The following is a 13,895-nucleotide window of genomic DNA, read 5'->3' on the forward strand; positions in this document are numbered from 1 at the left end:
TGTTCGTCAGACCAGAGTTTCTCCGCCGACTTTCTTCAGGTTCCACGTCACCATGGACACCTTTGTCTTAAACTATGCACTTGTCACTATCAATCCATGCTTAGGATTTTCGCCTATTAAATTACACCAATGCGAGCACAATATAAAAAGCACCAAGATAATTTCTTGGTGCTTGAATTAATTTATTTTATTATGATAGTGGACTTTACTCTTCTAAAACTTTAACATTATCATCTCCAAAAATTTCTCTCAGTTTAGATGTAGTTTCATAATCATTATTAAGCCAACTATTTTTATTTATAAGATATCTTTTCTTCGTATTAGCAGCAAATAAGTAAGTTGGTGCTGAACCAAATTCACCCATAAAATTGTCTCTTATAAGCTTCATTGCACTATTTAGCTTGCTATCATCTTCAACCCTTATATATATCTTATCCGTACTCACTTTAACTAATGGCGATATTTTCTCACATAATATTTTAGGTTGTTCTTCCTCTTCCAGTGCTATACGTCCTTCCACAGTGACTATTTCATCTTCCTCAATAAATTCTCTGCAAGCTGAAAATGTCTTTGGAAATATGACTAGTTCTATGGTTCCAAATAAATCCTCTAAGGTCGCAAAGGCCATAGCCTGATTATTTCTTGTAATTTTTTTAGAAATGGATGTTAAAAGTCCACCTAAAATTACTTTTTGTTTATCCTTTACCTTTGAAACTCTCTCGCTAATAAGTCCTTCTACACCTATACTTCCATCTTCTAGGGTATCTGCTAAAACTAAGTCTGATATCTTGTGAGTGGTTACATGTTTTAAAGTCTTCTCATAATCATCTAGTGGATGGCCTGATAAATATATTCCTGTCATTTCTTTTTCCATAGCTAATAAATACTTTTTATTAAATTCCTGAATTTCTGGATAAACTATCTTAAAGGCACTATCTTCATCATCAGCTCCTTGAAATAGACTGATTTGTCCTGGGACATTTCTCTTTCTTTCATTGTTTATTCCATCTAAAATTTTCTCAAATACAGCTATTAATTTAGATCTGTATACTCCTAAACTATCAAAGGCTCCAACTTTTATAAGGCTCTCTACAGCTCTCTTATTTACTGCTCCAGAATCAATCTTGTTACAAAAATCGCTAAAGCTCTTAAATTTTCCTTTTTCCTCACGTCTTTCCACTATTGATTCTATAACATTTACTCCAACATTTTTTATAGCTGAAAGACCAAATCTTATAGTATTACCTTGTACTGTAAATTTACTAAAGCTTTCATTTATATCTGGTGGAAGTACTTTTATTCCTATTTCTCCTGCAAACCTAATGTAGTATGCTACCTTTTCATTGTTTCCCATTATACTATTAAGCATGGCAGCTATAAATTCTGCTGGGTAATAATACATTAAATATGCTGTTTGATATCCAACTACTGCATAAGCTGCAGCGTGACTTTTATTAAAAGCATAGGATGCAAAATCCATCATCTGATCAAATATCTTATTAGCTGCTTCTTCTGTAATTCCATTTCGAATACATCCAGGTACTACAATCTTCCCTTCTTCATCTACTATTCCATGAACAAAGTTTTTTCTCTCTTCTTCCATGACCTTATGTTTCTTCTTCGACATGGCACGTCTCACAAGGTCACTTCTCCCCAGGGAATATCCTCCAAGATCTCTAACTATTTGCATTACTTGTTCCTGATACACCATTACCCCATATGTCACATCCAGTATTACTTCTAATTGTGGAGTTACATACTCTACTTTGTCTGGATTTCTTTTTCCTTCAATGTATTTTGGAATTTCTGCCATTGGACCTGGTCTATAAAGACTTATTCCTGCTATGATATCCTCAAAGCAGTCTGGTTTTAGATCTCTCATAAAGGAAGTCATTCCTGCAGATTCTAACTGGAATACACCTACTGTTTTTCCTTCTCCAATCATCTGATAAACCTTTGAATCTCCAAAGTCTATATGATCTATATCTATTTTTACACCTTGATTTTCCCATATATTCTTAATAGCTTCATCCATTACTGTAAGGGTTCTTAATCCTAGGAAATCCATCTTTAAAAGTCCTAATTCCTCTAATGTACCCATGGTAAACTGAGTTACTATCATACCTTCATTCTTTTGTAATGGAACATATTCTACTAAAGGATGGGATGCTATAACTACTCCAGCAGCATGGGTAGATGAGTGTCTTGGTAACCCTTCTAAATCTCTAGCTACATCTATAAGTTCACGTACTCTCTCATCTACATCATAAAGTTCTTGTAGCTCACTATTCATCTCCAATGATTTATCTATAGTTATATTTAATACTGAAGGGATCATCTTTGCAATTTTATCTACCTCAGCATAGGAATAATTCATTGCTCTTCCTACATCCCTGATACATGCCCTTGGTGCCATTGTTCCAAAGGTAATTATCTGTGATACATTATTTTCTCCATACTTATCAACTACGTAATCAATTACCCTTTGACGCCCTTCATAGCAAAAGTCTGAGTCAATATCAGGCATACTTACTCTTTCTGGATTAAGAAATCTCTCAAAAAGCAAAGCATACTTTATTGGATCTATTTTGGTTATTCCCAAGGTATAAGCAACTATAGCTCCTGCTGCTGAACCTCTTCCCGGTCCTGTGGGAATTCCATTTTCATTAGCATATTTTATAAAATCCCAAACAATTAGAAAATAATCAACATATCCCATTTTCTTGATTATTCCTAACTCATAATCTAATCTATCGCACAGAAGTTTTCCTTCTTCATTTTCTTCTCTTATTTTATTTACTTTTTCTTCATCCAATACTCCATTTAAAGCTGAGAATACTTCATATCTTTCAATAAGTCCCTTATAGCAATTTCCTCTAAGATATTCAAAGGGATCTACCCCCTCAGGCAAAGGGAATTTAGGTAACTTAGATTCATGAAATTTATAATCGAAATCACACCTTTCTGCTATCTTTAGCGTGTTTTCCATAGCCTCTGGTATATAAGAAAAAGTCTCATACATTTCTTCAGGTGACTTAAGATAAAATTGATTTGAAGGATATCTCATCCTAGTTTTATCTTCTACGGTCTTACCTGTTTGAATACAAAGTAATACATCGTGTGATTTACTATCTTCTTCATTTATATAGTGAGTATCATTAGTACATACTAATGGAATATCACATTCCTTAGACAACTCTAATAACATTTCATTCACTTGCAACTGCTGGGAAATTCCATGGTATTGTAATTCTAAATAAAAATCATCTTTAAATATTTCCTTATATTTTAAAGCAACTTCCTTGGCCTTTTCTTTATTATCTCTAAGTAAATTTTTTTGAACCTCACCACCTAAGCAAGCACTAGTAGCAATTAATCCTTCACAATTTTCCTTTAAAAATTCATAGTCTACTCTTGGTTTATAATAAAACCCCTCTATAGAAGCAGTAGATACTATTTTCATTAGGTTTTCATAACCTACCTTATTTTTAACTAACAAAACTAAGTGATAGGTATCATTGTCCTTTTGAGGTTCTTTAATGTACATTGATTTTCCTGCCACATATATTTCACATCCAATTATAGGTTTTATCCCATTTTCTATAGCTTCTTTATAAAAATCTACTGCACCGTACATAGTTCCATGATCAGTAATAGCAATAGCTTTCATACCTAATTCCTTAGTTCTTTTAATAAGTTTAGATATTTTCCCTGAACCATCTAAGAGACTATACTCTGTATGCACATGCAGATGTACAAAATCCTTCATATTTTCACCCCCTGCATCCTTTGTAACAATACTAATTTCTTTTAAAATACTTATTTTTATATTATTTTTCTAACTTACCTCTTACTATTAATCTGTCCTTACCATCATAAGTACATGTTACAAGGGTTATTGTTGCATCCTCACTTTTATCTAAAACATAGGTGTCTTCTGGAGCAACTGTAAAGCTCTCTGTAACTTTATAAGTAAATGTTTTATCATGATTAGATACTAGTATATTATCATTAACTTCTAATTTGTTTAGTCTTAGAAAAAATTCTCCTGTATCATAGTTTCTATGTCCTGCTAGTGCAAAGTTACCCTCTTCCCCTGGCATAGCAGTATCCTTAAAATGTCCTACTGCATATTTTATTATTTCATCCTCAGTACCTTCTGCTACTACTACTTTCAAATTTATTTTTGGTATTTCTAAAACTGCAATTGGATTTACCATATCTATATAAGGAAGTTTTTCTTCCTTACTTTTCTCGTTTTTTTCATGATTAACTTCTTGCTTTTCTTCTGATACAAATTTGTCATAAAGCTGATCTTGAACTTTTTTTGTTTCCCACTTTCCTTTAAAAGCAAACAGTAATAATCCAATCCCCACTAAAATTAAAAGTATACTTATAATGTTTCTAATCTTCCCCTTCATTAAAACACCTCTTTACTTAAAATTATAAACTATTAAGTAATTATACACACATATGTTTTGTAACATTCTCAAAAATGGAATGCCTTACATAATTAATCTTTTTAGCCCTAGTAATTAAACTATAAAACTGATCTAAAAAGTAATGATTTTGAGACATTCCATTATAAACAGAGTTCTTTTTATCTTTAAAATAATACTTTATTTAATAATAGTCAGCCACTTTAGAAACCTCAATATAGGGCTTAATTTTACCTAAAACTTCATTAATATGATATGGATGTATCTGATATTCATTCATGTCATCTACAGAATCAAATCTAGTTATAAGACATACATCAAAAGATCTATTCGTATGAAGCTCATCTATTCCTACTTCTATCTCCTTAAGCTCAGGTATTTTTCCTTCCATAGCTTTAAGAGTATTTGCTACAAACTTTACGTTTTCCCTTGTATTTTCTTTTAACTTAAATAAAACCACATGTGTAAACAACTTTTTACCCCCTATACATTAACCTATTTTATTTAATTATTTTTTAGTACCTTGGCTGATAGCATAGCCTTCGCCATAATCTCTTTATTTTGATTATACATTGTTACTTCTACCTTTGAATAATATCTTCCTCTATCTATTACTTCAGAATATACATCAATTATCCTACCCATTTGAACTGGCTTAGTAAAATAAGATGTGAAACTATCTATAGCTACATTTGTAATACCATTTTGTCTTAATACCATAGTTCCCATAGTTGATAAAAGCATATTTAATGCATTCCATGATGCAGTACCTATAGAGTCAAGCATTTCAGGCACAATTTCTCCCCAGAAATGCATCTTATTCTTACTAGACTCAAATTCAAAATTCTTTAAAATTAAATCATCCATAGTATGACCTACATGAGGCTGTCTTGTAACTATTTGTAATGCCTTTATTACATCTCCTCTGGAAATTATACCTATTAATTTCTTTTTATATACCACTGGGCATATTTGAATTCCATCCCAAGCCATGATATGTGCTGCATAGGCAACCGTACTTGTAGGGTTTAACACAATAGGATTCTTTGTCATAATGGTATTTACGATTTCATTGTCATCATGATTATTTATTTGAGTTATACTTACAAGACCTATAACTCTAGATTCCTCATCTAAAACTGGAAATCTTTCATGCCTAGTTTTCTCTGATAATTCTTTTAATGCTTTAATCTTGTCCCATACATTTAAGTATTCTGGATTTTTATCCATAACATCTTCTACTAATACAATTTCCTTCTTAACATTATTTTCATATATGGCCTTATTTATCATGCTTGCAACAGTAAATGTATCATAGGTACAGGATATTACAGGCAAATTTGTTTTATCTGCTAGAGTCTTTATTTCATCACTACATTGAAAGCCCCCAGTGATAAGCACAGCACATTGATTTTCAAGAGCTAGTCTTTGAGCTTTTTCTCTATTTCCTACTATAAGTAACGAACCTGGGCTTATGTATCTCTTAATGGTTTCAACTTCCATGGCTCCTATTATAAATCTTTCAAGAAAATTATTCTCTCCACCCTTACCACCAATTAAGGTTCCATCTACCATGTTTACAATTTCCCTAAAAGATATCTTGTCAATATTCTTTTTTTCTAACTTTTCTACTCTTACTGTGCCAACCCTAGGAATTGTATTGACAATTCCTATAGATTCACACTCTTTTATTGCTCTATATGCCGTTCCTTCACTGACACCTAATTTACTACTAATTCCTCTAACAGATATCTTAGTATTTATATCTAAGGATAGAATATATTTAATTATTTCTTCATGTTTTGACATGCCTATCTACCCTCTTTCCTAAGCTCATCAGCTATTTTTTCAATTCGTCTAAGACGATGATTTACTCCTGATTTTCCTACAGGCGGATTTAACATAGCTCCTAACTCCTTTAAGGATTCATCTGGGAAGGCAAGCCTCAATTTAGCTACTTCCTTTAAATTTTTAGGTAGCCTATCAAGTCCAATTTCACTTTCAATAAGCTTTATACTTTCCACCTGTCTTACAGCTGCATTAACAGTTTTACTAAGATTTGCAGTTTCACAGTTAACAATTCTATTTACATTATTTCTCATTTCCTTCATGATTCTTATATTTTCAAGCTCTAATAATGCATTATGTGCACCTATTATATTCAAAAGATCTACTATTTGCTCTCCCTCTTTTAAATATATTACAAAACTATTTTTCCTTTGTATTACTTTAGAATTAAGCTTATAACTGTTAATAAGATCACTAAGTTCATTGGCATAATCTTGATCATGAGTTACAAACTCTAGATGGTAAGTTTTCTCTGGGTTACTAATACTTCCTCCCCCTAAAAAAGCTCCCTTTATATATGCTCTTTTACAATTTTCATTTTTTATAACTTCACTAGGTACTCCGTAGTGTATATTAAATAAGCCATCCTTTTCTATTATTCCCAATTCTTGAAGGAGTCCCTTTACATCTACTTCTTCTGGTATTAAAACCATATATATATTATTTTTCTTTAACGAATTGCTTTTCTTTACTAATAATTTAGTGTGAATATCATAGAAATCTTTTAAATTCTTAAAAATCCATCTTGCTATAGCTGGATTTTCAGTTACTATCTTAAAAGTAATAGATCTATTAAATCCAAAACCCAATGTTCCACTTGACTTCATTATAGCTGATAATTGGGCAGCTATTTCATCTTTAGATAATTCACTATTTCTACATACTTCATTTTTTACCTTTAGTGAAAATGACATTTCTCTACTCCCTATCCTTTTTTTCTCTTCTTAATCTCTGTGATAAATATATATATTCAAAAATTCTTTTCTCATCATTAATCATTTTTTTCTTTAATATAGTTTCTATAAGTATTTTAGCCAGTTTATCCTCATCATGTCTTATGAGTTCTTTTTTAATCTTTATCATATCAAATTCTATATATTTTACATTTAGCTTATCTTTGTCACCATGGTCAAGTTGAACAAAGGTTGAGCCTTTTTGTAAGTATCTTTCTTTTATATTTTCTTCTTCCTTTGAGAGTCCTTTATTTACAATAGCATAATCAATAGGCATACCTTGGCAATGTTTCATTATAGCTCTTATATGATCTTGAACACTAAAGTTATCACTCTCACCTGGTTGAGTCATTATATTTGATACATAAATCTTTAATGCTTTAGTGGCCTTTACAGCCTCTCTTATATCACCTACCATTAGATTAGGGATTATACTAGTATACACACTTCCTGGACCTAATATAACCGCATCAGCATCTCTTATAGCATCAACGGCCTCTTGAACTCCCTTAGCATCTTTAGGCTCTATAAATACTCTATCTATAGGTGATTTTCTATTTAAGCTCTCAGTAGGTATTGAGGATTCCCCTTTTATTATGTCTCCATTTTTTAGTTTTGCATATAATTGCACATTTTCTAGAGTAACAGGCAGTACTTTTCCTGTTACTGCTAAAACCTCACTAGTTTTTTTAATAGCCTCTAAAAAATTATCGGAAATCCCATTCATAGCAGCTAAGAATAAATTACCAAAACTTTGATTTTCTAAAGAACCATCCTTAAATCTATACCTAAAGAGCTGTTCCATCAAAGGTTCAGTATCTGCTAAAGCTATTATGCAGTTTCGAATATCTCCTGGTGGTAGCATTCCTAAATCTTGCCTCAATACTCCAGAACCACCTCCATCATCAGCCACTGTAACTACTGCGGTTATATTAGTGGTATATCTTTTTAGTCCGCTAAGCATATTGGAGAGCCCTGTTCCGCCTCCAATAACTACCACCTTAGGACCCTTTACTAATATACTATTTTTAAAAAAATCATCGTCAAAATTTTTCTTTCCCATAGAAAAATTCAACGCTTCAAACTTTATTATATCTATTACTTTTTTAGTATACTTCTCTAAACTTATATAGGTCAATACGCACCCTAAAACTAGTATCGCTACTAAAAATATTTTAATAGAAATACCTTCACCCCATCTTCTTATAAGCTCAATTATAGAGTAGGAAATTAAAAATACGCCTAAAATAATTTGACATATCCACCTCTTAATTCCCACACCAGGCATTAACCCGTCCTTAAGCTTCATCGCTTTCCAGCTCCTCTACTTACATCCTCATTTATATCTCTATGATCTATAGTTACACTATTACCATTATGATTTAAAGTCTCATATACTTTATTTGCAATAGCTACAGAACGATGTCTACCTCCTGTACAACCAATAGCAACAATCAATTGTCTTTTTCCTTCTATTTTATAATTAGGGATTAAAAATTTAAGCATATCTATAAATTTTTCTACAAATTGCTGTGTTTCAACTTTAGATAATACATAATCTTTTACCGGCTTATCTAGGCCGCTAAAAGGCTTTAGATCAGCAATATAATATGGATTAGGAATAAATCTTACATCCATAACTAAATCCGCATCTAAAGGTATTCCATATTTAAATCCAAAGGATATTACATTAATAAGTAAAGGACTTTCAATTTGACCTTCATCTCCATAGGCCATAGTTATTTCTTCATTTAGCTCTTTATTAGTTAATTTTGATGTGTTTATTATTTTACTAGCCCTTTCCCTTATTCCTTTTAGTTTTTTCTTTTCTATACTTATACCATTAATAATCCTTCCATCTGGTGCAAGAGGATGTTTTCTTCTTGATTCTTTATATCTTTTAACTAAGGTTTCATCTGTAGCTTCAAGGTATAATACTTCATATAGATAACCTTCTTTATCAAGAGTGGACAAACTACCTAATAAGTCATCAAAAAATGTTCTCCCTCTAATATCTACTACTATGGCAATTTTATCTATTTTTCCTTCAGTTTTAAAGCATACTTCAGCAAATTTTATTATAAGGGTTGGTGGTAAATTATCTACACAGTAAAACCCTAAATCCTCAAGTGATCTTATTGCTTGTGTCTTACCTGCTCCTGACATACCTGTAACTATCAAAAATTTCATTCTATCACACCTCTTTTGCATATTTAATTCCAGTAAAACTTTTAAATTTAATCTTATATTAATTTAAAATTATACTTCTTTTAAATTAATATTTTTAATAAAAATTAACACTAATATCTATATATTATACACATTAATTATATCATATAGTAATTTATATTACTAAAAAAGATATAGGATAAATATTTATTTATCCTATATCTTTCACATAAAATTTTAAAAATTAACAATATTATTTTTATATTTACTTATTCTATAGACTCAATTAATGATTTAAATCCAGGTAAGGCATTTTCTATAGTACTATAAGCTACACAATAAGCAATTCTAATATATCCTGGACAAGCAAAAGAAGTTCCAGGAACTATTAAAATATTATATTTTTTTGCCATATTACAGAATTCAATATCGTTCTCTATAGGTGATTTAACAAATAAATAGAAAGCACCTTCTGGTTTTATACAATTATATCCATAAGAAGTAAGTTCACTATAAAGTAGTTCTCGATTTTTATTATAAAAATCAATATTTACTTTATCATCTAAACATCTAGCTATTACTCTTTGGAAAAGTGATGGTGCATTTACATATCCTAAAATACGAGTAGCTACATTAGAAGCAGATACAACATTTTCAAAATCGGATACTTCATTTTGAATAACTAAATATCCAATTCTTTCTCCTGGTAATGAAAGAGATTTACTATAGGAATATCCAACAATTGTATTATCATAGTACTTTGTTAAATATGGCACTTGAATGTTATCGTATACAAGCTCTCTATAAGGTTCATCTGATATTAAATATATGTCAGTTCCCAATTCCTTTTGTTTTTCTTTTAAGATATTAGTAAGTTTTATAATAGTCCCTTCTGAATAAACAACACCTGTAGGATTGTTTGGAGAGTTAATTATAACAGCTTTAGTCTTATCCGTAATTTTACTTTTAAACTCATCTAAATTAGGTTGAAAATCTGTAGTGTTTGGTGATACTACTACAAGCTTTCCATCATAGTTAGCTGCATAACTTCTATATTCACCAAAATAAGGTGCAAATACTACTACTTCATCTTCTGGGTTTAAAAGAGTTTTAAAAATCACGTTTAAACCACCTGCTGCACCTACAGTCATAACTATATTCTTTTCTGTAAAACTTGTATCAAATTTTTTGTTAATTGAGTTAGCAATAGTTTCTCTAACATCCTCATATCCTGAGTTACTCATGTAACCATGAACCATAGTATTAGGTTCATTATTTAAAATATCTATAATTGCCTCCCTTACAGTGCTTGGCGGTTCAAGATTTGGATTTCCTAAGCTGAAATCATAAACATTTTCTGCACCATAAATTGATGCGAGTCTTTTACCTTCTTCAAACATAGCTCTGATTAATGAACTACCATTAACATAATCCACCATTTTTTTTGAAATCATATCCCCATCTCCCTATTTTTTATATTAGGTTAAACTATCTTCACCTATAACTCTAACTTCAGTGTGTAATTCAACCTTAAATTTTTCATAAACTTTAGCTTTTACAACTTCAATAAGATCTAAAATATCCTTTGACGTTGCATTGCCTCTATTTATGATAAATCCTGAATGTTTTTCAGATACCTGCGCGTCCCCAACGCTAGTACCCTTTAATCCTGAATCTTGAATAAGCTTACCTGCAAAATATCCCTCGGGTCTTTTAAATGTACTTCCTGCTGATGCATATTCTAAGGGTTGCTTACTTTTTCTTCTTTCTGCTAGATCATCCATTCTTTCCTTGATCAAAGCTTTATCTCCATGAGACAATCTCATTCTTGTTTCCAGAACTATATATCCATACTTTAAAATTGCACTATTCCTATATCCAAATTCTAGTTCTTCTTTACTTAATTCTCTAATGTTCCCCTCATTATCAATTACTAATGAACTTTCAATTACCTTTGCCATTTCTCCGTCATAGGCACCTGCATTCATTGCAGTAGCACCTCCAATAGATCCTGGTATCCCAGACGCAAATTCTAGCCCTGATAAACTATTCTTTAAAGCCTGATCTGCAACTGAATATAACTTAGCTCCACATTGTGCAGATATTAAATTTTCATCTACTACTATTTTATTTATGTGTCCTAGTTTTATGACTACTCCTCTTATTCCTCCATCTCTTATTATGAGATTAGATCCATTTCCTAATATGAAATAATCCACCTTATTTTCCTTGCATATTTTAATTAATTCTTTAACCATTTCATAATTAGAAGGGTAAACTAATAGGTCAGCTGGTCCACCTACCTTAAAAGAAGTATGATTCTTCATTAGTTCATCTATTTTTACATTTTCATTCCCTGCTACATCTAAAACACTTCTTACAAAACTATCCTTTAATTTCATTGTATACCTCTTACTATATTATTATATATTAAGTATAAAATACTTAGGTTATATATATCAACAGTTATTACATATTTCTTTCATTTTAAGTATACTATCCTACTAATAGTATAAACACTCTAATTCAATATTTTATGCTGACATATGGTTATTAACTATTTTTCTTAAAATAATTAATTATACTTTCAGTAGCTTTCCCATCCATAGAAGGTGTAGCCATTAACTCTTCATAGGTAGCCTTTTTTATATTTTCAATACTACCAAATTTTTTTAGAAGTTCACGCCTTCTCTTTTCTCCTATTTTAGGTATTTCATCTAATATAGAAAATAAAGTACGTTTATCTCTTAAGGTTCTATGATATGTAATGGCAAATCTATGAACTTCATCCTGAATCCTAGTTATTAAAAGCATGGCCTTGGAAGATGGCTTTAACAGAATTTCTTTATTTTTATAAATAAGTCCTCTTGTTCTATGCTTATCGTCCTTCACCATACCACATACAGGTATATTAATATTTAACTCCTCCAATACTTGAAGTGCTATATTAATTTGTCCCTTTCCACCATCCATCATAATCAAGTCAGGAAAAATAGAAAACTTACCCGACTTAAAGTCCATACCATTATTATTTATCTTCCTTATTTCTTCTAATCCATGTGTAAATCTTCTTATTAATATTTCTCTCATAGAGCCATAATCGTCTGCACCTTCTACCGTTTTAATTTTAAATCTTCTATAATCACTATTTTTAGCTACTCCATCTTGAAATACTACCATGGTTCCTACGGAATCCATTCCCATGATATTAGATATATCATAGGCTTCAATTCTAATAGGCATATCTTCAATCCCAAGAACCTCTTGAATTTCAGAAAGTGCCACATTATTAAGTTCCTTGTCTACTTTATGTTTAATCTTAAACATTTCGAGAGCATGGCTAGCGTTTTTTTCTACCATATCAAGTGTCTTTCTCTTTTCTCCTTTATGTGGAACCTTTATAGTCACTCTATATTCCTTCTTTATAGATAACCATTGCTCTAAGATATCAATTTCATCACAATGACTTACATATACAGTCTTAGGTATAAAAGCAGTTCCTCCATAAAAGTTTTTAATAAATTCCTCTATGACATAGGCAGGCTCTTCTCCACCTGTATTGTCTAAAATAAAATCTTCTCTTCCAACAATTTTACCATCTCTTAAAAAGAATATCTGAATACAACTATCTTTTTCATCTTGAGAAATACCTATAAAATCTTCATTTTCAAAATTATTACTAATAATCTTTTGCTTTTCATTTATTTTATCTATGGCTATCAACTTATCTCTTAAAGAAGCTGCTCTTTCAAAATCTAAATTTTCTGCTGCTTCTTCCATTTCAGTCTTAATCTTACTAGTAATCTTTGTATCCTTCCCTGTAAGTAAATCCACCACATCATTGATAATTTTTTTATATTCCTCTTTAGAAATTAATCCTTCACATGGTCCACTACATAATTTTATATGATAGTTAAGACAAACCCTTGTTTTAGGCCCATTTTCCTTTATAACTCTTCTACATGTTCTAAGAGAAAATACCTTCTTTATAAGTTCATTTATAGTATATACTGCACTTCCATCCGTATATGGTCCAAAATATTTAGATGAATCATTTCCATAATTTCTTGTAACTAATACCCTTGGAAATTCTTCATTAGTAATTTTAATAAAAGGAAAATATTTATCATCTTTTAGCAAAATATTATATTTAGGACTATACTTTTTTATTAAATTACATTCTAGTATTAAAGCTTCTACTTCAGAATCTGTAACTATATACTCAAATTCACTTATATTCTTAACCATAGCTCTAACTTTTTCACTATGATTTTTAGAATTCTGAAAGTATTGTCTTACTCTATTTTTAAGATTTTTTGCTTTTCCTACATATATTACTTCTCTCAAAGAATTTCTCATTAAATAAACTCCAGGATTGTCTGGAAGATTTTTTAGATGATACTCAAAATCAAACATTAAATCACCTCACTTCTCATCCAAAAGTTGTTTCATCTTTAGTATAATACTTATTGAGCTTCACTTTTAA

At 30.7% G+C, this 13,895-nt stretch carries 10 protein-coding genes; all 10 read right to left on the reverse strand.

Annotated elements, in window-relative coordinates; all coding sequences use genetic code 11:
* Positions 1-205: 205 nt before the first annotated feature.
* Entirely contained in the window at positions 206-3,769 is a 3,564-nt protein-coding gene (locus B3B03_RS05180) for a DNA polymerase III subunit alpha (protein WP_346876640.1), read from the reverse strand.
* 61 nt (positions 3,770-3,830) lie between these two features.
* Entirely contained in the window at positions 3,831-4,421 is a 591-nt protein-coding gene (locus B3B03_RS05185; protein WP_346847667.1) for a class D sortase, read from the reverse strand.
* 202 nt (positions 4,422-4,623) lie between these two features.
* Entirely contained in the window at positions 4,624-4,911 is a 288-nt protein-coding gene (locus B3B03_RS05190; RefSeq protein ID WP_346847668.1) for a Dabb family protein, read from the reverse strand.
* A 32-nt stretch (positions 4,912-4,943) separates the two neighbouring features.
* Positions 4,944-6,248, reverse strand: coding sequence for a DRTGG domain-containing protein (locus tag B3B03_RS05195; protein WP_346847669.1), 1,305 nt, complete (start codon positions 6,246-6,248; stop codon positions 4,944-4,946).
* Positions 6,249-6,250: 2 nt separating this feature from the next.
* Positions 6,251-7,201, reverse strand: a complete 951-nt coding sequence (whiA, locus tag B3B03_RS05200) for a DNA-binding protein WhiA (protein ID WP_346847670.1) — start codon at positions 7,199-7,201, stop codon at positions 6,251-6,253.
* Between the two features lie 4 nt (positions 7,202-7,205).
* Positions 7,206-8,549 (reverse strand): gluconeogenesis factor YvcK family protein, encoded by a 1,344-nt coding sequence (locus B3B03_RS05205; protein ID WP_346847671.1) that lies wholly within the window; start codon positions 8,547-8,549, stop codon positions 7,206-7,208.
* The gene (gene rapZ, locus B3B03_RS05210) at positions 8,546-9,430 is read right to left on the reverse strand and encodes an RNase adapter RapZ (protein WP_346847672.1); all 885 of its coding nucleotides are present in this window, start codon (positions 9,428-9,430) and stop codon (positions 8,546-8,548) included. The genes B3B03_RS05205 and rapZ overlap by 4 nt, the downstream gene beginning before the upstream one ends.
* Before the next feature lie 248 nt (positions 9,431-9,678).
* The gene (locus B3B03_RS05215; protein ID WP_346876641.1) at positions 9,679-10,863 is read right to left on the reverse strand and encodes a pyridoxal phosphate-dependent aminotransferase; all 1,185 of its coding nucleotides are present in this window, start codon (positions 10,861-10,863) and stop codon (positions 9,679-9,681) included.
* Positions 10,864-10,887: 24 nt separating this feature from the next.
* Entirely contained in the window at positions 10,888-11,811 is a 924-nt protein-coding gene (murB, locus tag B3B03_RS05220) for a UDP-N-acetylmuramate dehydrogenase (protein WP_346876642.1), read from the reverse strand.
* A 151-nt stretch (positions 11,812-11,962) separates the two neighbouring features.
* Positions 11,963-13,825 carry an excinuclease ABC subunit UvrC gene (uvrC, locus tag B3B03_RS05225; RefSeq protein WP_346847675.1) on the reverse strand — a complete coding sequence of 621 codons (1,863 nt, stop codon included), beginning with the start codon at positions 13,823-13,825 and terminating at the stop codon, positions 11,963-11,965.
* Positions 13,826-13,895 lie beyond the last annotated feature (70 nt).

Source organism: Clostridium sp. UBA5712, from assembly GCF_002419845.1.
Taxonomy (GTDB): Bacteria; Bacillota; Clostridia; order Clostridiales; family Clostridiaceae; genus Clostridium_J; species Clostridium_J sulfidigenes.

Bases quoted from the DNA above. Each gene is read 5' to 3' on its own strand.
- B3B03_RS05180 (WP_346876640.1), bottom strand. From the start codon at position 3,769: ATGAAGGATTTTGTACATCTGCATGTGCATACAGAGTATAGTCTCTTA.
- B3B03_RS05185 (WP_346847667.1), bottom strand. From the start codon at position 4,421: ATGAAGGGGAAGATTAGAAACATTATAAGTATACTTTTAATTTTAGTG.
- B3B03_RS05195 (WP_346847669.1), bottom strand. From the start codon at position 6,248: ATGTCAAAACATGAAGAAATAATTAAATATATTCTATCCTTAGATATA.
- whiA (WP_346847670.1), bottom strand. From the start codon at position 7,201: ATGTCATTTTCACTAAAGGTAAAAAATGAAGTATGTAGAAATAGTGAA.
- B3B03_RS05205 (WP_346847671.1), bottom strand. From the start codon at position 8,549: ATGAAGCTTAAGGACGGGTTAATGCCTGGTGTGGGAATTAAGAGGTGG.
- rapZ (WP_346847672.1), bottom strand. From the start codon at position 9,430: ATGAAATTTTTGATAGTTACAGGTATGTCAGGAGCAGGTAAGACACAA.
- B3B03_RS05215 (WP_346876641.1), bottom strand. From the start codon at position 10,863: ATGATTTCAAAAAAAATGGTGGATTATGTTAATGGTAGTTCATTAATC.
- murB (WP_346876642.1), bottom strand. From the start codon at position 11,811: ATGAAATTAAAGGATAGTTTTGTAAGAAGTGTTTTAGATGTAGCAGGG.
- uvrC (WP_346847675.1), bottom strand. From the start codon at position 13,825: ATGTTTGATTTTGAGTATCATCTAAAAAATCTTCCAGACAATCCTGGA.